Source organism: Streptomyces sp. NPDC001828 (assembly GCF_042892175.1).
In the GTDB taxonomy this organism is placed as follows: Bacteria; Actinomycetota; Actinomycetes; order Streptomycetales; family Streptomycetaceae; genus Streptomyces.
On the sequence record NZ_JBIATV010000010.1, the window covers coordinates 118,759 to 145,059 of the forward strand.

The 26,301-nt window shown below is 70.1% G+C and carries 26 protein-coding genes; 8 read left to right on the plus strand and 18 right to left on the minus strand.

The genetic code is table 11. The features are described 5' to 3' along the window. Positions 1–37: 37 nt before the first annotated feature. From ACFYZA_RS26295 to ACFYZA_RS26335, 9 genes are all read right to left on the minus strand, one after another. A complete protein-coding gene (locus ACFYZA_RS26295) occupies positions 38–376 on the minus strand; it encodes a metal-sulfur cluster assembly factor (protein ID WP_328313581.1) in 339 nt (112 codons plus the stop codon). Then, the gene (gene sufU, locus ACFYZA_RS26300) at positions 373–837 is read right to left on the minus strand and encodes a Fe-S cluster assembly sulfur transfer protein SufU (RefSeq protein WP_382598831.1); all 465 of its coding nucleotides are present in this window, start codon (positions 835–837) and stop codon (positions 373–375) included. Before sufU ends, ACFYZA_RS26295 begins: the two co-directional genes overlap by 4 nt. 11 nt (positions 838–848) lie before the next feature. Beyond that, on the minus strand, positions 849–2,120 hold the full coding sequence (locus ACFYZA_RS26305) for a cysteine desulfurase (protein WP_382598829.1): 1,272 nt from the start codon (positions 2,118–2,120) through the stop codon (positions 849–851). Continuing rightward, on the minus strand, positions 2,117–2,881 hold the full coding sequence (gene sufC / locus ACFYZA_RS26310) for a Fe-S cluster assembly ATPase SufC (RefSeq protein ID WP_382598827.1): 765 nt from the start codon (positions 2,879–2,881) through the stop codon (positions 2,117–2,119). Before sufC ends, ACFYZA_RS26305 begins: the two co-directional genes overlap by 4 nt. Positions 2,882–2,888: 7 nt before the next feature. Further along, a complete protein-coding gene (locus ACFYZA_RS26315; protein ID WP_100574415.1) occupies positions 2,889–3,206 on the minus strand; it encodes a bifunctional 3-phenylpropionate/cinnamic acid dioxygenase ferredoxin subunit in 318 nt (105 codons plus the stop codon). After that, positions 3,206–4,387, minus strand: a complete 1,182-nt coding sequence (gene sufD / locus ACFYZA_RS26320) for a Fe-S cluster assembly protein SufD (protein ID WP_382598825.1) — start codon at positions 4,385–4,387, stop codon at positions 3,206–3,208. The genes ACFYZA_RS26315 and sufD overlap by 1 nt, the downstream gene beginning before the upstream one ends. Positions 4,388–4,449: 62 nt before the next feature. Further along, positions 4,450–5,871 (minus strand): Fe-S cluster assembly protein SufB, encoded by a 1,422-nt coding sequence (gene sufB, locus ACFYZA_RS26325; RefSeq protein WP_100574417.1) that lies wholly within the window; start codon positions 5,869–5,871, stop codon positions 4,450–4,452. Next, positions 5,868–6,620 carry a helix-turn-helix transcriptional regulator gene (locus ACFYZA_RS26330; protein WP_382598822.1) on the minus strand — a complete coding sequence of 251 codons (753 nt, stop codon included), beginning with the start codon at positions 6,618–6,620 and terminating at the stop codon, positions 5,868–5,870. Before ACFYZA_RS26330 ends, sufB begins: the two co-directional genes overlap by 4 nt. A 380-nt stretch (positions 6,621–7,000) precedes the next feature. After that, the gene (locus ACFYZA_RS26335) at positions 7,001–7,771 is read right to left on the minus strand and encodes a formate/nitrite transporter family protein (protein ID WP_382598820.1); all 771 of its coding nucleotides are present in this window, start codon (positions 7,769–7,771) and stop codon (positions 7,001–7,003) included. 111 nt (positions 7,772–7,882) lie between these two features. Between ACFYZA_RS26335 and ACFYZA_RS26340 the strand changes: the two genes are divergently transcribed. The 3 genes from ACFYZA_RS26340 to ACFYZA_RS26350 all read left to right on the plus strand — a co-directional run bounded on the left by ACFYZA_RS26340 (position 7,883) and on the right by ACFYZA_RS26350 (position 10,816). After that, positions 7,883–8,863: an ABC transporter ATP-binding protein gene (locus ACFYZA_RS26340; protein ID WP_388493066.1), complete on the plus strand. Its 981-nt coding sequence runs from the start codon at positions 7,883–7,885 to the stop codon at positions 8,861–8,863. Positions 8,864–8,957: 94 nt separating this feature from the next. Continuing rightward, entirely contained in the window at positions 8,958–9,725 is a 768-nt protein-coding gene (locus ACFYZA_RS26345; protein WP_382598816.1) for an ABC transporter permease, read from the plus strand. Between the two features lie 95 nt (positions 9,726–9,820). Next, positions 9,821–10,816, plus strand: a complete 996-nt coding sequence (locus ACFYZA_RS26350; RefSeq protein WP_388493068.1) for a heme A synthase — start codon at positions 9,821–9,823, stop codon at positions 10,814–10,816. Here ACFYZA_RS26350 and ACFYZA_RS26355 read toward each other — a convergent pair. The 3 genes from ACFYZA_RS26355 to ACFYZA_RS26365 form a co-directional block, all read right to left on the minus strand. Continuing rightward, the gene (locus ACFYZA_RS26355; RefSeq protein WP_388493069.1) at positions 10,813–11,883 is read right to left on the minus strand and encodes an amidohydrolase; all 1,071 of its coding nucleotides are present in this window, start codon (positions 11,881–11,883) and stop codon (positions 10,813–10,815) included. The genes ACFYZA_RS26350 and ACFYZA_RS26355 overlap by 4 nt on opposite strands. Before the next feature lie 76 nt (positions 11,884–11,959). After that, complete coding sequence (locus tag ACFYZA_RS26360; RefSeq protein ID WP_382598810.1) at positions 11,960–12,301, minus strand: hypothetical protein; 342 nt, start codon at positions 12,299–12,301, stop codon at positions 11,960–11,962. An 89-nt stretch (positions 12,302–12,390) separates the two neighbouring features. Beyond that, positions 12,391–13,344, minus strand: a complete 954-nt coding sequence (locus tag ACFYZA_RS26365) for a heme o synthase (protein ID WP_382598808.1) — start codon at positions 13,342–13,344, stop codon at positions 12,391–12,393. A gap of 307 nt (positions 13,345–13,651) precedes the next feature. Here ACFYZA_RS26365 and tkt point away from each other — a divergent pair, with 307 nt between their 5' ends. The 5 genes from tkt to pgl are packed head-to-tail and all read left to right on the plus strand — an operon-like array spanning position 13,652 to position 20,254. Beyond that, positions 13,652–15,754, plus strand: a complete 2,103-nt coding sequence (tkt, locus tag ACFYZA_RS26370) for a transketolase (RefSeq protein WP_388493071.1) — start codon at positions 13,652–13,654, stop codon at positions 15,752–15,754. 35 nt (positions 15,755–15,789) lie between these two features. Beyond that, entirely contained in the window at positions 15,790–16,908 is a 1,119-nt protein-coding gene (tal, locus tag ACFYZA_RS26375; protein WP_382598804.1) for a transaldolase, read from the plus strand. Positions 16,909–16,911: 3 nt separating this feature from the next. Beyond that, complete coding sequence (zwf, locus tag ACFYZA_RS26380) at positions 16,912–18,435, plus strand: glucose-6-phosphate dehydrogenase (RefSeq protein WP_382598802.1); 1,524 nt, start codon at positions 16,912–16,914, stop codon at positions 18,433–18,435. Further along, on the plus strand, positions 18,432–19,475 hold the full coding sequence (gene opcA / locus ACFYZA_RS26385; protein ID WP_382598800.1) for a glucose-6-phosphate dehydrogenase assembly protein OpcA: 1,044 nt from the start codon (positions 18,432–18,434) through the stop codon (positions 19,473–19,475). The genes zwf and opcA overlap by 4 nt, the downstream gene beginning before the upstream one ends. Then, entirely contained in the window at positions 19,472–20,254 is a 783-nt protein-coding gene (gene pgl, locus ACFYZA_RS26390; protein WP_382598798.1) for a 6-phosphogluconolactonase, read from the plus strand. The genes opcA and pgl overlap by 4 nt, the downstream gene beginning before the upstream one ends. 105 nt (positions 20,255–20,359) lie before the next feature. Here pgl and pgi read toward each other — a convergent pair whose 3' ends face one another. The 6 genes from pgi to ACFYZA_RS26420 all read right to left on the minus strand — a co-directional run bounded on the left by pgi (position 20,360) and on the right by ACFYZA_RS26420 (position 26,252). Further along, positions 20,360–22,012 (minus strand): glucose-6-phosphate isomerase, encoded by a 1,653-nt coding sequence (gene pgi / locus ACFYZA_RS26395; protein WP_388493200.1) that lies wholly within the window; start codon positions 22,010–22,012, stop codon positions 20,360–20,362. Between the two features lie 65 nt (positions 22,013–22,077). Then, positions 22,078–23,301 (minus strand): MFS transporter, encoded by a 1,224-nt coding sequence (locus tag ACFYZA_RS26400; protein ID WP_388493073.1) that lies wholly within the window; start codon positions 23,299–23,301, stop codon positions 22,078–22,080. A gap of 166 nt (positions 23,302–23,467) precedes the next feature. Next, the gene (locus tag ACFYZA_RS26405) at positions 23,468–23,803 is read right to left on the minus strand and encodes an RNA polymerase-binding protein RbpA (RefSeq protein WP_003976875.1); all 336 of its coding nucleotides are present in this window, start codon (positions 23,801–23,803) and stop codon (positions 23,468–23,470) included. A 113-nt stretch (positions 23,804–23,916) separates the two neighbouring features. Next, positions 23,917–24,150, minus strand: coding sequence for a preprotein translocase subunit SecG (gene secG, locus ACFYZA_RS26410; RefSeq protein WP_161247466.1), 234 nt, complete (start codon positions 24,148–24,150; stop codon positions 23,917–23,919). A 107-nt stretch (positions 24,151–24,257) separates the two neighbouring features. Further along, a complete protein-coding gene (gene tpiA / locus ACFYZA_RS26415; protein ID WP_388493075.1) occupies positions 24,258–25,034 on the minus strand; it encodes a triose-phosphate isomerase in 777 nt (258 codons plus the stop codon). Positions 25,035–25,040: 6 nt separating this feature from the next. Beyond that, on the minus strand, positions 25,041–26,252 hold the full coding sequence (locus ACFYZA_RS26420; protein WP_382600669.1) for a phosphoglycerate kinase: 1,212 nt from the start codon (positions 26,250–26,252) through the stop codon (positions 25,041–25,043). Between the last annotated feature and the right edge of the window lie 49 nt (positions 26,253–26,301).

Sequence of the window (26,301 nt, forward strand, 5' to 3'; positions counted from 1 at the left end):
ACCGTGGGTGCCGGGGGCCTCAAGTGACAAAAGGGGCTCAGACGTTGAAGCCCAGCGCGCGCAGCTGCTCGCGGCCGTCGTCCGTGATCTTGTCGGGGCCCCACGGCGGCATCCAGACCCAGTTGATCTTCAGCTCGCTGGCGAGGCCGTCGGTCGCGGACTTCGCCTGGTCCTCGATCACATCGGTCAGCGGGCAGGCCGCCGACGTCAGGGTCATGTCCAGCGTGACGACGTTGGAGTCGTCGATGTGGATGCCGTAGATCAGGCCGAGGTTGACGACGTCGATGCCCAGCTCGGGGTCGACGACGTCGTACAGCGCCTCGCGGATCTCTTCTTCGGTCGCCGGCTTGATCGCCGCCTCCGCGTTCTCGGTCATGCCGTCTTCCTTTCGGCGAGCTCGCCCAGAGCCTGGGCCGTCGCGTCCTTCCAGGCCATCCAGCTCAGCAGGGCACACTTCACACGGGCGGGGTACTTGGAGACGCCGGCGAAGGCCACCGCGTCCTCCAGGACCTCCTCCATCGCGTCGTCGGGCTCCAGCTGGCCCTTGGACTGCATCAGCTCCAGGAACGTCTCCTGGATCCGCCGCGCATCGGCCAGGTCCTTGCCGACCAGCAGGTCGTTCAGGACCGAGGCGCTGGCCTGGCTGATGGAGCAGCCCTGGCCCTCGTACGAGACGTCCTCGATGCGCGAGCCGTCGTACTTCACCCGGAGGGTGATCTCGTCGCCGCACGTCGGGTTCACGTGGTGCACCTCGGCGTCACCGTCCCGCAAGCCCCGGCCGTGCGGGTGCTTGTAGTGGTCCAGGATGACGTCCTGGTACATCGAATCAAGCTTCACGTCTCTAACCCCTAGCCGAAGAAGTTTCGTACGTGCTCCAGACCGTCCACCAGGGCGTCGACCTCGGCGGGCGTGGAGTACAGATAGAAGGACGCCCGCGTGGTCGCGGGAATTCCGTAGCGCAGGCAGACCGGGCGCGCGCAGTGGTGGCCGACGCGGACCGCGATGCCCTCCTCGTCGAGGACCTGGCCCACGTCGTGCGGGTGGATGTCGCCGAGCGTGAAGGAGATCGCCGCCCCGCGGTCCTCGGCCGTGGTGGGGCCGATGATCCGCAGGTCGGGCACCTCGAGGAGGCGCTTGACCGCGTACTCGGTGATCGCGTGCTCATGCGCGGCGATCTTGTCCATGCCGATCGACGACAGGTAGTCCACGGCCGCGCCCAGGCCCACGGCCTGCGCGATCGGGGGCGTGCCCGCCTCGAACTTGTGCGGCGCCGGAGCGTAGGTGGAGGAGTGCATCGAGACCGTCTCGATCATCTCGCCACCGCCCAGGAACGGCGGCAGGTCCTCCAGGAGCTCCTGGCGGCCCCACAGGACGCCGATGCCGGTCGGGCCGCACATCTTGTGGCCGGTGAAGGCCACGAAGTCGGCCTGCAGCGCCTGCACGTCGAGCGGCATGTGCGGGGCGGCCTGCGAGGCGTCGATGCAGACCAGCGCGCCGACCTGCTGCGCACGGCGGACGATCGCCTCGACCGGGTTCTGGGTGCCGAGCAGGTTGGAGACCAGCGTGAAGGAGACGATCTTCGTCTTCTCGGTGATGATCTCGTTGATGTTCGACAGGTCGAGCCGGCCGTCGTCGGTCAGGCCGAACCACTTCAGCTTCGCGCCCGTGCGCTGCGAGAGCAGCTGCCACGGCACGATGTTGGAGTGGTGCTCCATCTCCGTGATGACGATCTCGGTCTCGTTGTCCACGCGGTAGGGCTCGTCGGCCCAACCCAGCATGTTGGCAACGAGGTTGAGCGACTCCGAGGCGTTCTTGGTGAAGATGACCTCGTCGCGGCTCGGCGCGTTGATGAAACGGGCGACCTTGTCACGGGCACCCTCGTACAGCGCCGTGGCCTCCTCGGCGACCAGGTACACGCCACGGTGCACATTGGCGTTGTGCTGCTCGTAGTACTCGTTGAGCGCGTCGAGCACCTGACGCGGCTTCTGCGAGGTGGCAGCGCTGTCGAGGTAGACGATCTTCTTCCCGTCGTGGACCACACGGTCCAGCAAGGGGAAGTCCTTGCGGATCGCCTCGTCCAGGAGATCGGACTTGGTGAGGAGGCCCGGCAGCTGTGTCACTCGGAAGCGCCACCCTTCGTGTACGACTCGTAGCCCTCGGACTCGAGCTTGTCGGCCAGCTCGGCGCCGCCGGACTCGACGATGCGGCCGGCCGCGAAGACGTGCACGTAGTCGGGCTTGATGTAGCGCAGGATGCGCGTGTAGTGGGTCACCAGGAGGGTGCCGACCTCGCCGTTCTCACGGACGCGGTTGATGCCCTCGGAGACCTGGCGCAGCGCGTCGACGTCGAGGCCGGAGTCGGTCTCGTCGAGGATCGCGATCTTCGGCTTGAGAAGCTCCAGCTGGAGGATCTCGTGGCGCTTCTTCTCACCGCCGGAGAAGCCCTCGTTGACGTTGCGCTCGGCGAAGGCCGGGTCCATCTGGAGCTGCTCCATCGCGGACTTGACCTCCTTCACCCAGGTACGCAGCTTGGGGGCCTCGCCGCGGATCGCGGTGGCCGAGGTGCGCAGGAAGTTGGAGACCGAGACACCGGGGACCTCGACCGGGTACTGCATGGCGAGGAACACGCCGGCGCGGGCGCGCTCGTCGACGGACATCTCCAGGACGTCCTCGCCGTCCAGCGTGACGGTGCCGCTGGTGATCGTGTACTTGGGGTGACCGGCCAGCGAGTACGCCAGGGTGGACTTGCCGGAGCCGTTGGGGCCCATGATGGCGTGGGTCTCGCCCTGCTTCACGGTCAGGTCGACGCCCTTGAGGATCTCCTTCGTACCGTTCTCGGTGTCGACGGAGACGTGCAGGTCGCGGATTTCAAGCGTTGCCATGGGGAACTCAGGACTCCTGGGTGACGGAGACGAGCACATCGTCCCCTTGGATCTGTACGGGGTATACGGGCACGGGGCGCGTCGCGGGAAGGCCGGACGGCTTGCCGGTGCGGAGGTCGAAGCTCGAGCCGTGCAGCCAGCACTCGATGGCGCAGTCCTCGACCTCGCCCTCCGAGAGCGACACGTTCGCGTGCGAGCAGATGTCGTTGATCGCGAACACCTCGCCCTCGGTCTTGACGAGGGACACCGGCGTGCCGTCGATCTCCACCCGCTTGGGGGTGTCGCTCTCCAGCTCGCTCAGCGCACAGGCTTTGACGAAGGCCATCAGACGGAAGCCTCCAGCTCCGTCTCGATCTTGGCGAGCAGGCGCTCCTCGACGTCCGGCAGACCGATCTGCTGGACGAGCTCCGCGAAGAAGCCGCGCACGACCAGGCGGCGGGCCTCCATCGGCGGGATGCCGCGGGACATCAGGTAGAAGAGCTGCTCGTCGTCGAAGCGGCCGGTGGCGGACGCGTGACCGGCGCCGGCGATCTCGCCGGTCTCGATCTCCAGGTTCGGCACCGAGTCGACGCGGGCGCCGTCGGTCAGAACCAGGTTGCGGTTCATCTCGTAGGTGTCCGTGCCCTCGGCCGAGGCCTGGATGAGGACGTCACCGATCCACACCGCGTGCGCGTCGTCGCCCTGGAGGGCGCCCTTGTACACGGCGTTGGACTTGCAGTGCGGGGTGTTGTGGTCGACCAGGAGGCGGTGCTCCTGGTGCTGGCCCTTGTCGGTGAAGTACAGGCCGAAGAGCTCGGCCTCACCGCCGGTGCCGGCGTAGGCGACCCGCGGGTGCAGCCGCACGAGGTCGCCGCCGAAGGTGACCACGAAGGACTTGAAGGTGGCGTCGCGGCCGATCAGCGCGTTGTGCTGGGCGACGTGGACGGCCTTGTCGTCCCAGTCCTGCACGGAGACGACGGTCAGCTTGGCGCCGTCACCGAGGACGTAGTCGACATTGGCAGCCAGCACCGCGTCACCGGTGTGGTCGATGACCACGACGGCCTCGGCGAACGCGCCGACCTCGATGACCTGGTGGCCGTAGGCCACGCCGCCCTCGCCGTGCACGGCGATCCGGATCGGCTCGGCGAGCACGGTGTCCTTGGGGACGGTCACGACGGAGGCCTGCGTGAAGGACGAGTACGCCTGGGCCGCGATGCGGTCCACCGGTGTGCCGGCCTTGCCGAGCCGGGCGTCGTCGCGCCCGACGGTCTCGACGACGACGCCCTCGGGCGCCTCGACGACGACCTTCACGCCGTCGCCGGTGGCGACCGCGGTGCCGTCGTGCAGCCCGCGCAGCCGCTCCAGCGGCGTGAACCGCCACTCCTCCTCACGGCCGTGCGGGACCGGGAAGTCACCGACGTCGAAGGACGGGGGGGCGCTCATGCGGGTGGCGACGGTCGACTCGGCGGCCACCGCGATGGATCCGGCGGTGGTGGAGCCCACCGGGATGTTCTGAGCCTCAGCCATGGCTGTCGTAGTGCTCTCTTCCTGAATCAGAATCTGCTCAACTGCCGGACGGGGGACGGTCGTTATCCGACCGAGCCCTCCATCTGCAGCTCGATCAGCCGGTTGAGCTCAAGGGCGTACTCCATCGGGAGTTCCTTGGCGATCGGCTCGACGAAGCCGCGCACGATCATGGCCATCGCCTCGAACTCCGTCAGACCGCGGCTCATCAGGTAGAAGAGCTGGTCCTCGGAGACCTTGGAGACGGTCGCCTCGTGGCCCATGGACACGTCGTCCTCGCGGACGTCCACGTAGGGGTACGTGTCCGAGCGGGAGATCGTGTCGACGAGCAGCGCGTCGCAGAGCACGTTCGACTTGGAGCCGTGGGCGCCCTCGCCGATCTCGACGAGACCGCGGTAGGAGGTGCGGCCGCCGCCTCGCGCCACCGACTTGGAGACGATGTTGGAGGAGGTGTTGGGCGCCATGTGGACCATCTTGGAGCCGGCGTCCTGGTGCTGGCCCTCGCCCGCGAAGGCGATGGAGAGCGTCTCGCCCTTGGCGTGCTCGCCCATCAGGTAGACGGCCGGGTACTTCATCGTCACCTTGGAGCCGATGTTGCCGTCGACCCACTCCATGGTCGCGCCCTCGTACGCCACGGCGCGCTTGGTGACCAGGTTGTAGACGTTGTTCGACCAGTTCTGGATGGTCGTGTAGCGGCAGCGGCCGCCCTTCTTGACGATGATCTCGACCACGGCGCTGTGCAGCGAGTCCGAGGAGTAGATCGGGGCGGTGCAGCCCTCGACGTAGTGGACGTAGGCGTCCTCGTCGACGATGATCAGCGTCCGCTCGAACTGGCCCATGTTCTCCGTGTTGATGCGGAAGTAGGCCTGCAGCGGGATGTCCACGTGGACGCCCTTGGGCACGTAGATGAACGAGCCGCCGGACCACACCGCGCTGTTCAGCGACGCGAACTTGTTGTCGCCGACCGGGATGACGGTGCCGAAGTACTCCTGGAAGAGCTCGGGGTGCTCCTTCAGGGCGGTGTCGGTGTCGAGGAAGATGACGCCCTGCTCCTCCAGGTCCTCACGGATCTGGTGGTAGACGACCTCGGACTCGTACTGGGCCGCGACACCGGCCACCAGGCGCTGCTTCTCCGCCTCGGGGATGCCGAGCTTGTCGTACGTGTTCTTGATGTCCTCGGGCAGGTCCTCCCAGGACTCCGCCTGCTTCTCCGTGGAACGCACGAAGTACTTGATGTTGTCGAAGTCGATGCCCGACAGGTCGGAGCCCCAGTTCGGCATGGGCTTCTTGTCGAAGAGGCGCAGACCCTTGAGGCGCAGCTTCAGCATCCACTCCGGCTCGGACTTCTTCTGCGAGATGTCGCGGACGACAGCTTCGGAGAGACCGCGCTTGGCAGCGGCGCCGGCCGCGTCGGAGTCGGCCCAGCCGAATTCGTACGTACCCAGGCCCTCGAGTTCGGGGTGGGCAGTCTCCGTGGGGAGCGTCATGCGGGGTTCCTCCCGGCTGTACTTGCGGATGCTTGCTGATGTGTGGTCTGTGGTGGCGCGCCGTGCGGGATGAACGTGGTGCAGACGCCGTCGCCGTGGGCGATCGTCGCCAGGCGCTGCACATGTGTTCCCAGGAGGCGGGAGAAGAACTCCGTCTCCGCCTCGCACAGCTGCGGGTACCGCTCGGCGGCGTGGGCGACCGGGCAGTGGTGCTGGCAGAGCTGCTCGCCCCGCTGCGGGAGAGGCGCGCCGCGCGCCGTAGCAGCGTACCCGTCGGCGCTCAGGGCCTTGGCCAGGGCTTGGGTCCGCTCCTCAGGCTCCACGGCCTCGATCGCGTCCCGGTACGTCCCGGCTTGAGCTTCGATCCGGGCCCGCGCGAACGCCGCGACGGCCTCCTCGCCGGCCGCGCCGCCGCCCGCGGACTGCTCGATCCAGTGCAGGGCGTCGACGGCGAGCTTGTCGTAGGACTGCTCGAAGGCGTCCCGGCCGCAGTCGGTGAGCGCGAAGACCTTGGCCGGACGGCCACGGGTGCGCGCCCCGTACACGCGCTGCTCGCGCGGCACGACGACCTCGTCGGCCACCAGCGCGTCGAGGTGGCGGCGGACGGCGGCCTGGGTGAGGCCCAGGCGGTTCGCGAGGTCCAGGGCGGTCGAGGGCCCGTGGTCCAGGATCGACCGCGCGACCCGGTTGCGGGTGGACCGCTCACCGGTCGCGAGTTCCTCCTGGGGAGCCTCGCCGATGTTTTTCACAACGCCATTGTTGCGTAATTCCTCAGAGCCTGACAACCCACGTCGCGATCATCGGCCGGTGCGGTGCATCACTTAGGCAAACCTAAGCTGACCTGCGGAAACGATCTTTGATCGATCAGAACGCCCCCGCATTCCCGGAATTCCCCGACCCGTGAAACGGGCCTCCGGCAGACCCATTTCCTCGGCCCGCACCCCCTGTGACCGGCCCTTTGTGCCCGCGCGGCCCACTCGCCGCCGGCCCGTGCGGACCGGGGGTGCGGCCCGGGCGCGTCGCCGGCCGCCCCGGGCCGCGCCCTCGCGGTCGCGGACGCGGCCGCCCGCGCCGGACACGGGTGCCCGCGCATCGGCCGTACGAGGAGCGGGACGGGAATCCGGGCGGCTCAGGCCCGGCGCGCCCCGCTGGTGAACCAGTACGTACCGGCCACCAGCACCCCGCCGCCGACGATGTTGCCCGGCACGGTGAACGCCAGGTTCCGCAGCAGCTCCCCGAACGTGGCGCTCCCCTCGAAGAGGCCGAGGCTGAACAGGGCCATGTTGGCCACGCAGTGCTCGAAGCCCACCGCCACGAACACCAGCACCGGCAGCCACAGCACGAAGACCTTGGCCCCGTCCCCCTTGGCCCGCGAGAACATCCAGATGCCGAGGCAGACCAGCATGTTGCAGAGCACCGCCCGCCAGAAGAGCTGACCGCCGTCCAGCGCGTTCTTCGCGTCCAGCATCTCGGTGAGCATCGCGCGGGCCGGGCCCGACGAGGTGACCCCCGAGGCGTGCACCATCGCGCCGAAGGCCAGCGCGCCGGCCAGGTTCCCGGCCAGCGACAGGACCCAGCTCGCCACCAGGTCGCGCGGCCCGGTGCGCCCCGAAAGGGCGCCCATCAGCATCACCATCACGTTGGACGTGAACAGCTGCGCACCGGCGAACATCACGATCGTCAGGGCGATCGGGAAGACCGCCCCTTCGAGCAGCCGGGTCGCCGCCGAGTGCGCGGCGACGAACGGCGAGATCGCGACGAGCAGCAGGACCTCGCCGACCCCGATGTAGGCGCCGGCCAGCATCGCGGAGACGAAGTAGCGCGGCGGGTTCCCCAGGTCGTGCGCCTTGTGGGCGGCCTGACCCGTGGTCTGTTCGACGTTCTCCGCGAGGGTTATCACCCTTCGACGCTACGGTCCGCGCACGGCCGCCGACGGCCGAAAAGGTCACCACTGCGAGGACCCGGGCCCCCGCGCCGGAGGGACCTTGGACCCGGCCTAGACTTGCCGTTCATGAAGAGCGAGCCCGCCCTGCCGTCTCCCGGCCACCGCCCCTCAGGGAGACCCCGCGGGTCGCATCCCGTCGTCGAGGTCAGCGGCCTGGTCAAGCGGTACGGACCCAAGACCGCCGTGGACGGCCTCGACCTCACGGTCGGCGCGGGCACCGTGACCGCCGTCCTCGGACCCAACGGCGCAGGCAAGACCACCACCATCGAGATCTGCGAGGGCTACCGCCGCCCCGACGCGGGCACCGTCCGCGTCCTCGGCCTCGACCCGGTCGCCGACGCGGCACTGCTCAAGCCCCGCGTCGGCGTGATGCTCCAGTCCGGCGGCGTCTACTCCGGCGCCCGCGCCGACGAGATGCTGCGCCACATGGCGAAGCTGCACGCCCACCCGCTGGACGTGCCCGCCCTCATCGAGCGCCTGGGCCTCGGCAGTTGCGGGCGTACGACCTACCGCAGGCTCTCCGGCGGCCAGCAGCAGCGCCTGGCGCTCGCGATGGCCGTCGTCGGCCGGCCCGAACTGGTCTTCCTCGACGAGCCGACCGCGGGCCTCGACCCGCAGGCCCGCCGCGCCACCTGGGACCTGGTGCGCGAACTGCGCGCCGACGGCGTCTCGGTGGTCCTCACCACGCACTTCATGGACGAGGCCGAGGCCCTCGCGGACGACGTGGCCATCGTCGACGCGGGCAAGGTCGTCGCCCAGGGCTCCCCCGAGCAGCTCTGCAAGGGCGGCGCCGAGAACACCCTCCGCTTCACCGGCCGTCCGGGCCTCGACCTCGGCTCGCTCCTCAAGGCCCTGCCGGACGGCACCGCCGCGGCCGAGCTGACCCCGGGCGCCTACCGCATCACCGGCACCATCGACCCCCAGCTGCTCGCCACCGTCACCACCTGGTGCGCCCAGCACGGAGTGATGCCGGACGGCATCTCGGTCGAACGCCACACGCTTGAGGACGTCTTTCTTGAGCTCACGGGCAGGGAGTTGCGCGCATGATCCGGGTCCACACCGACACCGCGACCGGCCGGGGGTCCGGGGGTTGTCCCCCGGGAGAACACAGTCTTGAGCTCACGGGCAGGGAGTTGCGCGCATGAGCGCTGGTACGTACGCGCCGAAGCCGGGGGCGGCCCCGCTCGGGCGGATGATCGGGGCGCAGACCGCCCTGGAGACGCGGATGCTGCTGCGCAACGGGGAGCAGCTGCTGCTCACCGTGATCATCCCGAGCCTGCTGCTCGTGCTGTTCTCCACCGTCGACATCATCGACACCGGGCGGGGCAAGTCCGTCGACTTCCTCGCGCCGGGGATCCTCGCGCTCGCCGTGATGTCGACCGCGTTCACCGGCCAGGCCATCGCGACCGGCTTCGAGCGGCGGTACGGGGTGCTCAAGCGGCTCGGGGCCTCGCCGCTGCCGCGCTGGGCGCTGATGGCCTCCAAGACGCTGGCCGTCCTGGTCACCGAGGTGCTCCAGGTCGTCCTGCTCACCGTGATCGCCTTCGCGCTCGGCTGGTCCCCGCACGGCAGCCCGCTCGCGGTGCTGCTCCTGCTGGTGCTCGGCACCGCCGCGTTCTCGGGGCTGGGTCTGCTGATGGCCGGCACCCTGAAGGCCGAGGCGACACTGGCCGCGGCCAACCTGGTGTTCCTGCTGCTCCTGGTGGCGGGCGGGGTGATCGTACCGATGGACAAGTTCCCCGGCGGCGTCCAGTCCGTGCTGAACCTGCTGCCCATCTCGGCCCTCTCCGGCGGGCTGCGCGACGTGCTCCAGGACGGCGCGTCGATGCCGTGGGGCAACCTCGCGATCCTCGCGGTGTGGGCGGTCCTCGGGCTCGGCGCGGCCGCTAAGTTCTTCCGCTGGGAGTGAGCCCTGAGCCGGCCCGGGAGTGACCTTCGTCCCGGTCCGGCCGGGTAGGCCCCCCTCGTGAAAACATGCACAAACAGGCGCCTACGATAGGGCCCATGCCGAAATGGACCCGGGCCGATCTGGCCGAGGCGGCGCGCAATCCGCTCGCCTACATCGCCGAGCGCTGGACGCCCACGCGGCGGACCGTGGAACGCGCCGCGCTCATCGCCGTCGTCATGGCCGTCGTCATCGTGGTGACCGGCGGCGCCGTCCGGCTCACCGGCTCCGGGCTCGGCTGCCCGACCTGGCCGCGGTGCACCGACCAGAGCCTGACGCCGACCGACGCGATGGGCTTCCACGGCATCATCGAGTTCGGCAACCGCATGCTGACGTACGTGCTGTGCGCGGCGGTCGGCTGGGCGATCATCGCGGCCCGCGCCGCCAAGCCCAGGCGGCGCTCGGTGACCCGGCTCGGCTGGGCCCAGTTCTGGATCGTCATGGGCAACGCGGTGCTCGGCGGCATCGTCGTCCTGGTCGGCCTCAACCCGTACACGGTGGCCGCGCACTTCCTGCTGTCCACCGCCCTGCTGGCGGTCGCCGTACTCACCTGGCAGCGCGCCCGCGAGGGCGACGGCGCCCCAAGGCCCTTGGTGGGCAAGGCAGTTGTGCAGCTGACCTGGCTGCTCGTGGCCGCCGCGGGCACGCTGATCGCGGTCGGCACCATCGTCACCGGCGCCGGCCGGCACGCGGGCGACACCAGCGAGGTGTACCGCATCCCGCTCGACTGGACGATGATCACGCAGCTGCACGCGGACCTCGCCTGGATCGTGGTGGCCCTCGCCGTCGCGCTCTGGTTCGTCCTGAAGGCCGTCGACGCCCCGGCCGGGCCGCGGTCCCGGGCCCGTGACCTGTTCCTGGTGCTCATGGGCCAGGGCGTGATCGGTTACGTCCAGTACTTCACCAAGACGCCGGAGATCCTGGTCGGCCTGCACATGTTCGGCTCGTGCCTGGTGTGGATCGCCGTGCTGCGCGTGCTGCTCGCGCTGCGCGAGCGCCCCGAGGCCACCGCCGAGGTCCCGGCCCCGGCGGACTCCGCCCTGGCCAGCGCCTAGAGCCCGTAGACGCGGCGGGCATTGCCCGCCGCGATCAGCCCGGCGACCCGCTGGGCGTCGGCGCGCGACCAGGCGCCGTCGCCCACCCAGCCGCCGAGCACCCGGCCGAGCGCCTCCGAGAAGAGCCGGGCGCCCACCACGTGCAGCTCGGGCAGGCCGCGCGCCCCGCTGGAGTAGAGCAGCTTCCCGAACGGGGCCAGCTCCAGGATCTCCGCGAGCACGGCCGCGGCCCGCGCCCCCGTCCGCACCAGGGCGGGCCCCACGTCCGCGTACACATGCGGGTGGACGGCGGCGAGGTGGGCCGTCTGGCGGTGGTACGGGTAGCCGTGCAGCAGGACCAGATCGGTGCCCAGCCCGGCCGTCGCGGTCGCGAATCCGGCGAGCAGCATCGGGTCGCTCATCCCCACCTGGAGCTGGAGCGGCCGCCCGGCCGCGACCGCGCTCCACAGCAGGTGGCGCAGGAGCACGGGGTCCTCCAGGCGGCCGTGCTTGCGCCGGCCCGCCAGCCACCGCCCGGCCGCCCCGCGCACCTCCCCCGGGCCCGGCGGCTCCGGGTCCAGGTCCTCGCGCCCGCCCGCCACCGAGGCGAACGCGACGGCCGTGTGGGCCGCGGTGTGCACGGCCTCGGCGAGGTTGGCGAGGAAGGACTCGACGGTGCCCGAGGTGTCGGCGACCTGCTCGGCGAGGAGTTCGAGGCGGACGATCTCGTGGGCGTCGGCCGCGCCGGCGGCGGCGATCTCGTGCGGGGACGTCAGGTCGCCGGGCAGCCCGGTGTCCACCAGATAAGTGGAGATCCCGGAGCCCCTCAGCAGGCGCCTGCCCGACTCCAGTACGCCGAGTTCACGACGGCGGGCCAGATAGCGGGCCGGGGCGCAGTGCGGCTCCAGGTCCAGGAGCGGGGGGCACCAGCGGCGTACCGCGAAGCCGGTCTGGGTGTCGAAGAACGTGGTGCCGGGCGCGGGCAGGGTTCCGGTGCGGCCGAGCGCCGTCTCGAAGGTGCCGAGGCCCAGCTCGGTGCGCAGCACGCCGTGGCAGTACTGGTCCACCAGGGTCGGGGTGTCGATCATCCGGGGCTCCCTGCGGTGGAGGCGCTAGTACCCCTCCTAACGGGTGAGCCCCGGATCGGTGTTGCTCGGCTGCCGCTCAGCTGTTCTTCGGACCGCCGAGCTGAATGCCGGCCATGCGGCTCCACTCGTACGGGCCGGTCCTCACCTTGGCCGCGAACTCCCCGTCGAAGTCCTCGTGGACGGTGATCCCGGACTTCTCGACGGCGCTCCGGGCGATGGCGTCGCTCGGGGCCACCAGGTCGCCCCAGCCGCCGTCCTCGCCGACCAGGACGATGCGTGCGCCCTTCTCGCCGATGTACGCGATCTGGCCCTCCGCGCCGCCGTGCTCCTTGGCGAAGGAACCGATCTGCCGGGCCAGCCGGTCCGCCCGCTTCTCGGCCCGGGCGGCCTGCTTCTCGTCAACCTGGGTGTCTGCCATGCCGCGATGCTACTAGCGGGTAGCCCCGGGAGCGACAAGAGGGGCCAGTGGCTTGCGCCACGGCCCCTCAAGGGATGCGAACGGGTGGGTCAGCGCAGGAACGGGTCCACCGCGACGGCCACGAACAGCAGCGACACATAGGTGATCGACCAGTGGAACAGCCGCATCTCCTTCAGCTTGGTGCCGGTCGCCTCGGACTTGGCGCGGTTCTGCAGCGCGTGCGCCTCCCACAGCCACCAGCCGCCGGAGACCAGCGCCACCGCGGTGTAGAACCAGCCGGTGTAGCCGAGCGGGGTGAGCAGCAGCGAGACGGCGACCATCACCCAGCTGTAGATGACGATCTGACGGGCCACGACCTTGTTGGAGGCGACCACCGGCAGCATCGGCACGCCGACCCGCGCGTAGTCCTCCTTGACCTTCATGGACAGCGGCCAGTAGTGCGGCGGCGTCCAGAAGAACATGACGAGGAACAGGATGACCGGCGCCCACGACATCGAGTTGGTGACCGAGGACCAGCCGATGAGCACCGGCAGGCAGCCCGCGATGCCGCCCCAGACGATGTTCTGCGAGGTCCGGCGCTTGAGGATCATCGTGTACACGACGACGTAGAAGAGCAGCGCGCCGAGCGACAGGGCCGCCGACAGCCAGTTGACCAGGAGGCCGAACCACAGGGTCGAGATGACGGCCAGCGAGATGCCGAACACCAGGCACTCGCGCGGCGAGACCATGCCGGTCACCAGCGGGCGCTGCGAGGTGCGGTCCATCAACGCGTCGATGTCGCGGTCGATGAACATGTTCAGGGCGTTTGCGCCGCCCGCCGAGAGGTATCCGCCCAGTGTGGTCGCGAAGACCAGCCACAGCGGAGGAACGCCCTGCTCGGCCAGGAACATCACCGGAATGGTGGTGATGAGAAGCAGTTCGATGATTCGTGGCTTGGTCAGCGCCACAAAGGCCTTGACGCGGGCCCCGAATGGCCGATGGCCCCCCGGGCTGGGAGTCAAGACGACCCCTGCGGGTCGGGACTCGACGGCCGTCACGCACACCCCTGACAGAGAATTCCCAGCAAGTCCCCGGTGATCCGGGACGTTCCCGGACGTGAAGGCCCGGTAAAGACTTGCGCGTACCACGCCACTGTAGACGTTGCCCATACGCCGCCATCCCCGGGGGTGGGGTCGTGTTGAGGGTGGTTCGCCGAGAGGCGGATTTCGCCGGTCCCCGGCACCCTGAAGGTGTCCGTCTCAACGTGCAGTCAGTCGAAAAAATGAGCGTTCCGTCAGGGGTAGGCTCGACAGCGCCCGGTGCGCCCTCAGTCACCGGGATTCGACATGTGGAGAGGAGCCCTGACTCAGGGTGAGCACCAAGCCGACCACCACAGACCTCGAGTGGACCGAGCTGGACCAGCGGGCCGTCGATACCGGCCGAGTACTGGCCGCGGATGCCGTACAGAAGGTCGGCAACGGCCATCCCGGTACGGCGATGAGCCTGTCCCCGGCCGCGTACACCCTCTTCCAGAAGGTGATGCGCCACGACCCGGCGGACGCCGACTGGGTCGGACGCGACCGGTTCGTCCTTTCCGCGGGCCACTCGTCACTGACCCTCTACATCCAGCTGTACCTGGCCGGCTTCGGCCTGGAGCTGGACGACCTCAAGGCCTTCCGCACCTGGGGCTCCAAGACCCCCGGTCACCCGGAGTACGGCCACACCACCGGCGTGGAGACGACGACCGGCCCGCTGGGCCAGGGTGTCGCCAACGCGGTGGGCATGGCGATGGCCGCCCGCTACGAGCGCGGCCTGTTCGACCCGGAGGCGGCCCCCGGCACCTCCCCGTTCGACCACTTCGTGTTCGCCATCGCCGGTGACGGCTGTCTCCAGGAGGGCATCTCCTCCGAGGCGTCCTCGCTCGCCGGCCACCAGAAGCTCGGCAACCTGGTCCTTTTGTGGGACGACAACCACATCTCGATCGAGGGCGACACCGAGACCGCCGTCTCCGAGGACACCCTCAAGCGGTACGAGGCCTACGGCTGGCACGTCCAGCGCGTGGCCCCGAAGCCGGACGGCGACCTGGACCCGGAGGGCCTGTACGACGCGATCGAGGCCGCGAAGGCGGTGACCGACAAGCCGTCGTTCATCGCGATGCGCTCGATCATCGCCTGGCCCGCGCCGAACGCCCAGAACACCGAGGCCGCGCACGGCTCGGCCCTCGGCGACGACGAGGTGGCCGCCACCAAGCGCGTCCTCGGCTTCGACCCGGAGAAGTCCTTCGAGGTCGCCGACGAGGTGCTCGCGCACACCCGCGAGGCTCTTGACCGCGGCCGTGAGGCCAAGGGCGAGTGGGAGAAGACCTTCGCCGCCTGGCGCACCGCGAACCCGGAGCGCGCCGCCGACTTCGACCGCATCAACGCGGGCGAGCTGCCCGAGGGCTGGGAGTCGCACCTCCCCGTCTTCGAGACGGGCAAGGCGGTCGCCACCCGTGCCGCCTCCGGCAAGGTCCTCCAGGCGCTCGGCGCGGTCATGCCCGAGCTGTGGGGCGGCTCCGCCGACCTCGCCGGCTCGAACAACACGACCATCGACAAGACGTCGTCGTTCCTGCCGGCCGGCAACCCGCTGCCCGGCGCCGACCCGTACGGCCGCACCGTGCACTACGGCATCCGCGAGCACTCCATGGCCGCGGAGATGAACGGCATCGCGCTGCACGGCCACACCCGCATCTACGGCGGCACCTTCCTGGTGTTCTCCGACTACATGCGCAACGCCGTGCGTCTGTCCGCCCTGATGCACCTGCCGGTGACGTACGTGTGGACGCACGACTCGGTCGGTCTCGGCGAGGACGGCCCCACCCACCAGCCGGTCGAGCACCTGGCCTCGCTGCGCGCGATCCCCGGCCTCAACGTCGTCCGCCCCGCGGACGCCAACGAGACCGCCATCGCCTGGCGCGAGGTCCTCAAGCGCTACACCAAGGTGTTCGGCAAGGGGGCCCCGCACGGCCTCGTGCTGACCCGCCAGGGCGTGCCGACCTACGACGTCAACGAGGACGCCGCCAAGGGCGGTTACGTACTCCTCGACGCCGAGGGGCCCTCCGGACAGACCACGGACCCGCAGGTCGTGCTCATCGGCACCGGTTCCGAGGTCCAGCTCGCCGTCGGCGCGCGCGAGGAGCTCCAGGCCGCCGGCATCCCGACCCGCGTGGTCTCGATGCCGTGCGTCGAGTGGTTCGAGGAGCAGGACCAGGCGTACCGGGACAGCGTGATCCCGCCGTCGGTCAAGGCGCGGGTCGCGGTCGAGGCCGGCATCGGCCTGACCTGGCACCGCTTCGTCGGTGACGCGGGCCGCATCGTCTCGCTCGAGCACTTCGGTGCTTCCGCCGACGGCAAGGTGCTGTTCAAGGAGTTCGGCTTCACCGCCGAGCACGTGGCCGCCGCCGCCCGGGAATCTCTCGCCGCCGCCGCACGCTGACGCCGGTACACGAACTAGTAGGAGATGCATTTCTCATGACAGACGCACTCAAGCGCCTCTCCGACGAAGGCGTCGCGATCTGGCTCGACGACCTGTCGCGCAAGCGGATCACGTCCGGCAACCTGGCCGAGCTGATCGACCAGTCGCACGTGGTGGGCGTCACGACCAACCCGTCGATCTTCCAGAAGGCGATCAGCCAGGGTGACGGCTACGACACCCAGCTGACCGACCTCGCGGCCCGCAAGGTGACCGTCGAAGAGGCCATCCGCATGATCACGACGGCTGACGTGAGGGACGCCGCCGACATCCTGCGCCCGGTCTTCGACGCCACCGACGGCCAGGACGGCCGGGTCTCCATCGAGGTCGACCCGCGCCTGGCGCACAACACCCGGGCGACCGTCGCCGAGGCCAAGCAGCTGGCCTGGCTGGTGGACCGCCCCAACACGCTCATCAAGATCCCGGCCACCAAGGCGGGTCTGCCGGCGATCACCGAGACCATCGGTCTCGGCATCAGCGTCAACGTCACGCTGATCTTCTCGCTGGAGCGCTACCGCGAGGTCATGGACGCCTACCTGTCCGGCCTGGAGAAGGCCAAGGAGCGCGGCCTGGACCTCTCGAAGATCCACTCCGTGGCGTCCTTCTTCGTGTCCCGCGTGGACACCGAGATCGACAAGCGCATCGACGCCCTGGGCACCGACGAGGCCAAGGCCGCCCGCGGCAAGGCCGGTCTCGCCAACGCGCGGCTCGCCTACGAGGCGTACGAGGAGGTCTTCTCCTCCGACCGCTGGAGCGCGCTGGACAAGGCGCACGCCAACAAGCAGCGCCCGCTGTGGGCCTCGACCGGCGTCAAGGACAAGGCGTACAAGGACACCCTGTACGTGGACGACCTGGTCGCGCCCAACACGGTGAACACCATGCCGGAGGCCACCCTCGAGGCGACCGCCGACCACGGCCAGATCACCGGTGACACGGTGACCGGCACCTACGAGCAGGCCCGCGCCGACCTCGACGCCGTCGAGAAGCTCGGGATCTCCTACGACGAGGTCGTGCAGCTGCTCGAGGACGAGGGCGTCGAGAAGTTCGAGGGCGCCTGGAACGACCTGCTCAAGTCCACCGAGGCGGAGCTCAAGCGCCTCGCACCCTCGGAGGCGTAAACCTTGTCAAGCAGCAATCCGCTGCGTGACGCCGCAGACCGACGGCTCCCGCGCATCGCGGGGCCGTCGGGCCTGGTGATCTTCGGCGTCACGGGCGATTTGTCCCGTAAAAAGTTGATGCCCGCCGTCTATGACCTCGCCAACCGCGGTCTGCTGCCGCCGGGCTTCTCCCTGATCGGCTTCGCCCGCCGCGAGTGGCAGGACGAGGACTTCGCCCAGGAGGTGCACGACGCGGTCAAGGCGCACGCCCGTACGCCCTTCCGCGAGGAGGTCTGGCAGCAGCTCATCCAGGGGATGCGCTTCGTCCAGGGCGACTTCGACGACGACGACGCGTTCGAGACGCTGAAGTCGACGATCGAGGAGCTCGACAAGGCGCAGGGCACGGGCGGCAACTTCGCCTTCTACCTCTCGGTGCCGCCGAAGTTCTTCCCCAAGGTCGTCCAGCAGCTCAAGAAGCACGGGCTCGCCGACCAGAAGGCCGGCTCCTGGCGCCGCGCGGTCATCGAGAAGCCCTTCGGCCACGACCTGATCTCCGCGGAGGAGCTCAACCAGGTCGTGCACGAGGTCTTCCCGCCCAACGAGGTCTTCCGGATCGACCACTACCTGGGCAAGGAGACCGTCCAGAACATCCTGGCCCTGCGGTTCGCGAACACCATGTTCGAGCCGCTGTGGAACCGCTCCTACGTCGACCACGTGCAGATCACGATGGCCGAGGACATCGGCATCGGCGGCCGGGCCGGCTACTACGACGGCATCGGCGCGGCCCGTGACGTCATCCAGAACCACCTGCTCCAGCTGCTCGCGCTGACCGCGATGGAGGAGCCCGCCTCCTTCGACGCGGACGCGCTCGCGGCCGAGAAGACCAAGGTGCTCGGCGCCGTGCGGCTGCCCAAGGACCTCGGCAAGGACACGGTCCGCGCGCAGTACGCGGCCGGGTGGCAGGGCGGCGAGAAGGCCGTCGGCTACCTCCAGGAAGACGGCATCGACCCCAAGTCGAAGACCGACACCTACGCCGCGATCAAGCTGGGGATCGACAACCGCCGCTGGGCGGGCGTCCCGTTCTACCTGCGCACCGGCAAGCGTCTCGGCCGGCGCGTCACGGAGATCGCGGTGGTCTTCCAGCGCGCTCCGCACTCCCCCTTCGACCACACCGCGACGGAGGAGCTGGGCCAGAACGCCCTGGTCATCCGGGTGCAGCCGGACGAGGGCGTGACCGTGCGCTTCGGCTCCAAGGTGCCGGGCACCTCGATGGAGGTCCGGGACGTCTCGATGGACTTCGCGTACGGCGAGTCCTTCACGGAGTCGAGCCCCGAGGCCTATGAACGCCTCATCCTGGACGTCCTGTTGGGCGACTCCAACCTCTTCCCGCGCGTGGAGGAGGTCGAGCTGTCCTGGAAGATCCTCGACCCGATCGAGCAGTACTGGGACAAGCACGGCAAGCCCGCCCAGTACCCCTCGGGGACCTGGGGTCCCGACGAGGCGGACGAAATGCTCGCACGAGACGGACGGAGCTGGCGTCGGCCATGAAGATCGACCTTACGGACACCACTGCCAGCAAGATCAACAAGGCGCTCGTGCAGGGCCGCCGAGCGGTCGGCACACCGGCCGTCGGCATGGTGCTCACCCTCGTCATCGTCACCGACGAGGAGAACGCCTACGACGCCCTGCGCGCCGCCGGCGACGCCTCGCGCGAGCACCCCTCGCGCACCCTCGTCGTCATCAAGCGCGTCTCGCGCTCGCCCCGCGACCGCACGAGCTCGCGCCTCGACGCCGAGGTGCGGGTCGGCGCGGACGCGGGCACCGGCGAGACGGTGATCCTCCGGCTGTACGGCGAGGTGCTCAACCACGCCCAGTCGGTGGTCCTGCCGCTGCTCCTGCCGGACGCCCCGGTCGTCGCCTGGTGGCCGGTGAACGCGCCGACCGACCCGGCGCAGGACCCGCTGGGCGCGCTCGCCCAGCGCCGGGTGACCGACACCTACGCGGCCGAGCAGCCCATCCAGGAGCTGACCGCCCGCGCCGAGGCGTACACCCCCGGCGACACCGACCTGTCGTGGACCCGCATCACGCCGTGGCGCTCGATGCTGGCCGCGGCCCTCGACCAGGTCGCCTGCAAGGTGACCGCCGTCGAGGTGGAGGGCGAGGAGTTCAACCCGAGCTGCGAACTGCTCGGGATGTGGCTGGCCGACCGGCTGGACGTGCCGGTCAAGCGCTCCCTGTCGGCGGGCCCGGGTCTGACCGCCGTACGGCTGGAGACGGACGGCGGCCCGATCGTCCTGGACCGCGCGGACGGCTCGCTCGCCACGCTGTCCATGCGGGGCCAGCCGGACCGCGCGGTGGCGCTGAAGCGCCGCGAGACCTCCGAGCTCATCGCGGAGGAGCTGCGCCGGCTCGACCCGGACGACACCTACGCGTCCGCGCTGAAGTACGGCGTCGACAAGCTCGGCGAGGGCGTCGAGGAGAAGACCGCGGCTAACGCCAAGGACAGCTCCGCGAACGCCGACGGCGCGGAGGCCAAGCCGGCTCCCGCCAAGAAGGCGGCCCCGGCCAAGAAGGCAGCGGCCAAGTGAGCACGCCGCAGCTCGTGGTCCACCGCGACAAGGAGCTGATGGCCCAGGCCGCGGCGGCGCGGCTGATCACGAAGGTCGTCGACGCGCAGGCCGCCCGCGGCACCGCGTCGGTGGTCCTCACCGGTGGCCGCAACGGCAACGGGCTGCTCGCGGCGCTGGCCTCCTCCCCCGCCCGGGACGCGATCGACTGGTCGCGCCTGGACCTGTGGTGGGGCGACGAGCGCTTCGTGGCCGAGGACGACCCGGAGCGGAACTACACCCAGGCCCGCGCGGCGCTGCTCGACGCGGTGCCGCTCGACCCGAAGCGGGTGCACGCGATGCCCGCCTCGGGCGGGTCCTACGGCAACGACGCGGACGCGGCGGCCGCCGCCTACGCGGCGGAGCTCGCGGAGGCGGCCGGTCCCGAGGACCACGGGCCGGTGCCGACGTTCGACGTTCTGATGCTGGGCGTCGGGCCGGACACCCATGTGGCCTCCCTGTTCCCGGAGTTGCCCGCGGTGCGCGAGACCGAGCGGACGGTCGTCGGGGTGCACGGCGCTCCGAAGCCGCCGCCCACCCGTATCTCGCTCACCCTCCCGGCGATCCGGGCGGCCCGCGAGGTGTGGCTGCTCGCGGCCGGCGAGGACAAGGCGCACGCGGCCAAGATAGCCCTGTCGGGCGCGGGCGAGGTGCAGGCCCCGGCGGCAGGCGCCTACGGCCGGGCCCGCACGCTGTGGCTCCTGGACGCGGCCGCCGCGTCCGAGCTGCCGCGCTCGCTGTATCCGCCGGCGTCCGCCTGACGGCACGAGAAGACCGGCCCGGTCCGCCCCTCGGAGGGGTGGACCGGGCCGGTCTTCTCTGTTCGTGAGGCCGGGCCCGCTGGGTGCGGGCCCGGCCTCACGGTCTCAACGGCCGCGCAGGGTGCGGTACTTGGCGACGAGCGCCTTGCTGGACGCGTCCAGGCCCGGCACGTCCGCGCCCTCGGTCAGGGCGGGCTCGACGCGCTTGGCGAGGACCTTGCCGAGCTCGACGCCCCACTGGTCGAAGGAGTCGATGTTCCAGATGGCGCCCTGGACGAACACCTTGTGCTCGTAAAGGGCGATCAGCTGGCCGAGGACCGACGGGGTCAGCTCCTTGGCGAGGACCGTGGTGGTGGGGTGGTTGCCCTTGAACGTCTTGTGCGGCACGAGCTCCTCGGCCACTCCCTCGGCGCGCACCTCGTCGGGCGTCTTGCCGAAGGCGAGCGCCTGCGTCTGCGCGAAGAAGTTGGCCATCAGGAGGTCGTGCTGGGCGACCAGGCCCGGCAGCAGGTCGGCGACCGGCTCGGCGAAGCCGATGAAGTCGGCCGGGATGACCTTGGTGCCCTGGTGGATCAACTGGTAGTACGCGTGCTGCCCGTTGGTGCCCGGGGTGCCCCACACGACCGGTCCGGTCTGCCACTCGACCGGGTTGCCGTCGCGGTCCACGGACTTGCCGTTGGACTCCATGTCCAGCTGCTGGAGGTACGCGGTGAACTTGGACAGGTAGTGCGAGTACGGCAGCACCGCGTGCGACTGGGCGTCGAAGAACGCCCCGTACCAGACCCCCAACAGGCCGAGCAGCAAAGGCACGTTGGACTCGGCGGGGGCGGTGCGGAAGTGCTCGTCGACGAGGTGGAAGCCGTCGAGCATCTCGCGGAACCGGTCCGGGCCGACCGCGATCATCAGGGAGAGACCGATGGCCGAGTCGAAGGAGTAACGGCCGCCGACCCAGTCCCAGAAGCCGAACATGTTGGCCGTGTCGATGCCGAACTCGGCGACCTTGTCGGCGTTGGTCGACAGGGCCACGAAGTGCTTGGCGACGGCGTCCTGATCGGCCTTCAGCTCGGCGAGCAGCCAGTTGCGCGCCGAGGTGGCGTTGGTGATGGTCTCGATGGTGGTGAAGGTCTTGGACGCGATGATGAACAGCGTCTCCGCCGCGTCCAGGTCGCGGACGGCCTCGTGGAGGTCGGCGCCGTCCACGTTGGACACGAAGCGGACCGTCAACTCCCGTTCGGTGAAGGCCCGCAGGGCCTCGTACGCCATCGCCGGGCCGAGGTCGGAGCCGCCGATGCCGATGTTGACGACGTTCTTGATGGGCTTGCCCGTGTGCCCGGTCCACTGGCCCGAGCGGACCTTCTCGGAGAACCCGGCCATCTTGTCGAGCACCTCGTGGACGCCCGGCACCACGTTCTCGCCGTCGACCTCGACCACCGCGTCCCTGGGGGCGCGAAGCGCGGTGTGCAGGACCGCGCGGTCCTCGGTGACGTTGATCTTCTCGCCGCGGAACATGGCGTCCCGCAGTCCCGCGACATCGGCGGCCGCGGCCAGCTCGCGCAGCAGCGCGAGGGTCTCGTCGGTCACCAGGTGCTTGGAGTAGTCGAGGTAGAGATCGCCGACCCGCAGGGTGTATGCGGTGCCGCGGCCGGGGTCGGCGGCGAACAGCTCACGCAGATGGGTGTCGCCCAACTGCTCCCGGTGCTTGCCCAGTGCGGTCCACTCGGGCATCTGGTTGAGCCTGGTACGGCTTCCTGCGTTCATCTCCGACATCAGCCCACTTCTCTCGTACTTGCGTACCTGCCCCGCTGCCCCTCCAACCTAATTGATCAGGCGGCGCGGGCAGGAATCAGCGCGGCGACGGCGGCGACGAACAAGCCGGACGCCAGCAGCGCCGGAGTGTTGAGGCCCCAGGACGCCGCCGCCGCGCCGCCCATGACGGCGCCCAGCGGGGCGCCCGCCACGGCCAGCGTCCGGAACGCGGCGCTCATCCGTCCCAGCATCGCCTCCGGCGCGCGCTCCTGCATCAGCGTCGCCGCGTTCACGTTCCACACCATGCCCAGGAGCCCGAACAGGGCCATGGCGGCGACCGTCACCCCCAGCGCGCGCACGCTGCCGATGGCCGCCAGGCAGCCGGTCTGGACGACCCCGGCCAGCAGGACGCAGCGTGTGCGCCCGAGCCGTCGGGCCAGCGGCTGGGCGAGCAGGCCGCCGGCCACGCTGCCGGCCCCGTACGCCGTGACGGTCGCGGCATAGCCGCCCTGCCCGGCGCCCAGCCACCCGGTGATGTCGAGGACGAGGGTCGCGATGAGGGCGCCCATGCCGATGTTGCAGACGGTCGTGGCCGCGCAGAGCCCGCGCAGGGTTCGGTCGGCCCACAGGGCCCGCAGCCCTTCGGCCACCTCGGCCCGCAGGGTGGCCCCCGGCTTCCTGGCCGCCCGCTCCGGAGCGGCGGGCCGCAGCGAGGCGACCAGGGCGGCGGCGAGGACGTAACTGACCGCGTCCACCCCGTAGGGCGCCGCCGCCGACACGGTGAGCAGCACCGGCACCAGCGGGGCCGCCAGGAAGCTGCCCGCTATCTGCTGGCCGGTCATCACCCGGGCGTTGGCACTCCCCAGAGCGGCACTGGGCACGAGCGAGGGCAGCAGGGCGGTCGCCGCGTTGTCGAAGAGGGTTGCCAGGGAGGTCAGCGCGAAGGCGAGCGCCATCAGCAGGGGTACGGAGGCGTGGCCGGTGCCCACGGCCACGGCGAAGGCGGCGACCAGGGCGGCGCGGACCACGTCGACGGCCCACATGGCGCGGCGCTGGTCCACCCGGTCGGCGAGCGCGCCGCCGAGCAGCCCGAAGAGCAGCCACGGCACATAGCCGCAGGCGGTGACGAGCGCGATGAGGAAGGGATCGGAGGTGAGGGTGACGGCGAGCAGGGGCAGCGCGGCGGTGCGCAGCGCGTCACCGAAACGGCTGACGACGGCGGCCGTCCACAGCCTGCCGAATCCCCCGCGCCAGGCGGGTCTCGCCGGCGACGCGCCCTCCACGGCCTGCGCTGCTGCCACAACTCCCCCTCGTGATCGGCTGCTTCACAAGGTAGGGGGCACCACTGACAATGGGCGCTGACCTGCGCCTTCGCTCTCCGGGCCGGGGGCGTGAACGCTGATGGGGCCTGGACACACCGAAGGGCCCTGCGGGGGAACCTGGTTCACCCTGTGGGCCCTTCAACTGTCAGATCTCGCCCCGGAGTTTGGCGAGCGCCTCGGCGAGGATGGCCTCGCCGTCCGCGTCGCTGCGCCGTTCGCGCACGTACGCGAGGTGCGTCTTGTACGGCTCGGTGCGCGGCGGGTCCGGCGGGTTGTCCCGGTCCTGTCCTGCGGGGAATCCGCAGCGCGGGCAGTCCCACGTCTCCGGAACCTGTGCGTCACTGGCGAAGCTCGGCTGCGTCTCGTGCCCGTTCGAGCACCAGAAGGAGATGCGGAGGCGCGGCGCGGACTCGCCCCGCTCGGCCTCGCCCATCGGCCCCGCTCCGACCCGGCTTCCCCGGATCGCGTTGCCACTTGCCACGGTCGTAACTCCCTGCGTGATGGTGCTCGAAGATGCCCCAGTCTACGTAAGGCCCAACGCGCGTCCAGTGATTGGAGTTACACCCCACCCCCGAAACGCCGAACGACGACGGCTTACTTGAGCTTCATCAGCAGACCAAGTACGACAATGCACGCGAACCACAGCAGACCGACCACGATGGTGATGCGGTCGAGGTTGCGCTCGGCGACCGAGGAACCGCCGACGGAGGACTGCATGCCACCGCCGAACATGTCGGAGAGGCCGCCGCCCTTTCCCTTGTGCATCAGCACCAGCAGCATCATCAGCAGGCTGAAGACGATCAGGGCAATCGAGAACCCGACAATCACGGCTGGACCAACTTCCTAGGACTGAATGGCGACGGGGGCCGGGGGGACATTCCACAATCCCTGTCCCGGCCCCCGCAAGGGTACGACGGATCCGCGCTACCGCATACTTACTGGTCGCGGAAGCGGACGATCTTGACGAACTCGTCGGCGTCCAGGGCGGCGCCGCCGACCAGGGCACCGTCCACGTCCGGCTGGGCCATGATCGCGGCGACGTTTCCGGACTTCACCGAGCCGCCGTACTGGATGCGCACCTTGTCGGCGAGCTCCTGCGAGTACAGCTCGGCCAGGCGCCCGCGGATCGCTCCGCACACCTCCTGGGCGTCCTCGGGCGTGGCGACCTCGCCGGTGCCGATCGCCCATACGGGCTCGTACGCGATCACGATGGACTCGGCCTGCTCGGCCGGCACGTCCTTGAGGCCGCCGTCGAGCTGGGCGAGCGTGTACGGGACCTGCTGGCCGGCCTTGCGGACGTCCAGGCCCTCGCCGACGCAGAGGATCGGGGTCAGGCCGTTCTGGTAGGCGGCCTTCACCTTGGCGTTGCAGAGCTCGTCGCTCTCGGCGTGGTACTGGCGGCGCTCGGAGTGGCCCACGGCGACGTAGGCGCACTTCAGCTTGGCCAGCATCGAGCCCGAGATCTCGCCGGTGTAGGCACCGGACTCGTGCGCCGAGATGTCCTGGGCGCCGTACTTGATCTTGAGCTTGTCGCCGTCGACGAGGGTCTGCACGGAGCGCAGGTCGACGAAGGGCACCAGGACCGCGACCTCGACGGCCTCGTAGTCCTTGTCGGCGAGCGCGAAGGCGAGCTTCTGGACGTGCGCGATGGCCTCGAGGTGGTTGAGGTTCATCTTCCAGTTGCCCGCCATCAGCGGGGTACGGGTGCTCACGGGTGTTCAGTCCTCCAGTGCGGCGAGGCCGGGAAGCGTCTTGCCCTCGAGGTATTCGAGGCTGGCGCCGCCACCGGTCGAGATGTGGCCGAACTTCGTCTCGTCGAAGCCCAGGTTGCGGACGGCGGCGGCGGAGTCGCCACCGCCGACCACGGTGAAGCCCTTGCTGTCGAGCAGGGCCTGCGCGATGGCGGTGGTGCCACCGGCGTAGTCGGGGTGCTCGGCGACGCCGACCGGTCCGTTCCAGAACACGGTCTCGGCGTCGGTGATCTTCGAGGCGAACAGCTCGCGGGACTTGGGGCCGATGTCCAGGCCCTCCTCGTCCGCGGGGATCTTGTCCGCGTCGACGGTCTGGAAGGTCGCCGGGGCCTTGGTCTTGAGGTCGGGGAAGTCCTTGGAGACGAGCACGTCGACCGGGAGGACCAGCTCGACGCCGCTCTTCTCGGCGCGCTCCATGTACTCCTTGACGACCGGGATCTGGTCCTCCTGGAGCAGCGAGATGCCGACCTCGTAGCCCTTGGCCTTCAGGAAGGTGTAGGCCATGCCGCCGCCGATGAGCAGGCGGTCGGCCTTGCCGAGCAGCTCGTCGATGACGGCGAGCTTGTCGGAGACCTTGGCGCCGCCGAGTACGACGGTGTAGGGGCGCTTGACGTCCTCGGTCAGCTTCTTGAGGACGCCGACCTCGGTGGCGATGAGGTAGCCCGCGTAGTGCGGGAGCCGCGCCGGGAGGTCGAAGACGGAGGCGTGCTTACGGTGCACGGCTCCGAAGCCGTCGCCCACGTACACGTCGGCGAGGGCCGCCAGCTGGTCGGCGAACTCGCCGCGCTCGGCGTCGTCCTTGGCCGTCTCACCGGCGTTGAAGCGCAGGTTCTCGATGACCGCGACCTGGCCGGGCTGGAGGCCGTTCACCGCGTCGTGGGCGGCGGGGCCGACGGTGTCCTGGGCGAACGCGACCGGGGCGCCCAGGAGTTCACCGAGCCGCTCGGCCGCGGGAAGCAGCGAGAACTGCGGGTCCGGGGCGCCCTTGGGGCGGCCCAGGTGCGAGGCCACGACGACCTTGGCGTCGGCGGCGACGAGCGCCTTGATGGTCGGCAGCACGGCGCGGATGCGGCCGTCGTCGGTGATGAGGCCTTCTGCCAGCGGCACGTTGAGGTCGGCGCGGACGAATACCCGCTTGCCCGCGACCCCTTCGGCGAGAAGTTCGTCGATCGTCTTCATGTGAGAGGTGACTCCTTGGGAGGTACGTGACGGACGGTCTGGACAGGCG

Excerpts from the sequence above, each read along its gene's own strand:
- sufB (WP_100574417.1), bottom strand. The coding sequence starts at position 5,871 with ATGACGCTCCCCACGGAGACTGCCCACCCCGAACTCGAGGGCCTGGGT.
- ACFYZA_RS26360 (WP_382598810.1), bottom strand. The coding sequence starts at position 12,301 with ATGGCAGACACCCAGGTTGACGAGAAGCAGGCCGCCCGGGCCGAGAAG.
- ACFYZA_RS26295 (WP_328313581.1), bottom strand. The coding sequence starts at position 376 with ATGACCGAGAACGCGGAGGCGGCGATCAAGCCGGCGACCGAAGAAGAG.
- ACFYZA_RS26340 (WP_388493066.1), top strand. The coding sequence starts at position 7,883 with ATGAAGAGCGAGCCCGCCCTGCCGTCTCCCGGCCACCGCCCCTCAGGG.
- ACFYZA_RS26355 (WP_388493069.1), bottom strand. The coding sequence starts at position 11,883 with ATGATCGACACCCCGACCCTGGTGGACCAGTACTGCCACGGCGTGCTG.
- ACFYZA_RS26315 (WP_100574415.1), bottom strand. The coding sequence starts at position 3,206 with ATGGCCTTCGTCAAAGCCTGTGCGCTGAGCGAGCTGGAGAGCGACACC.
- ACFYZA_RS26345 (WP_382598816.1), top strand. The coding sequence starts at position 8,958 with ATGAGCGCTGGTACGTACGCGCCGAAGCCGGGGGCGGCCCCGCTCGGG.
- ACFYZA_RS26420 (WP_382600669.1), bottom strand. The coding sequence starts at position 26,252 with ATGAAGACGATCGACGAACTTCTCGCCGAAGGGGTCGCGGGCAAGCGG.
- sufC (WP_382598827.1), bottom strand. The coding sequence starts at position 2,881 with ATGGCAACGCTTGAAATCCGCGACCTGCACGTCTCCGTCGACACCGAG.
- tal (WP_382598804.1), top strand. The coding sequence starts at position 15,790 with ATGACAGACGCACTCAAGCGCCTCTCCGACGAAGGCGTCGCGATCTGG.
- sufD (WP_382598825.1), bottom strand. The coding sequence starts at position 4,387 with ATGGCTGAGGCTCAGAACATCCCGGTGGGCTCCACCACCGCCGGATCC.
- ACFYZA_RS26350 (WP_388493068.1), top strand. The coding sequence starts at position 9,821 with ATGCCGAAATGGACCCGGGCCGATCTGGCCGAGGCGGCGCGCAATCCG.
- pgi (WP_388493200.1), bottom strand. The coding sequence starts at position 22,012 with ATGAACGCAGGAAGCCGTACCAGGCTCAACCAGATGCCCGAGTGGACC.
- opcA (WP_382598800.1), top strand. The coding sequence starts at position 18,432 with ATGAAGATCGACCTTACGGACACCACTGCCAGCAAGATCAACAAGGCG.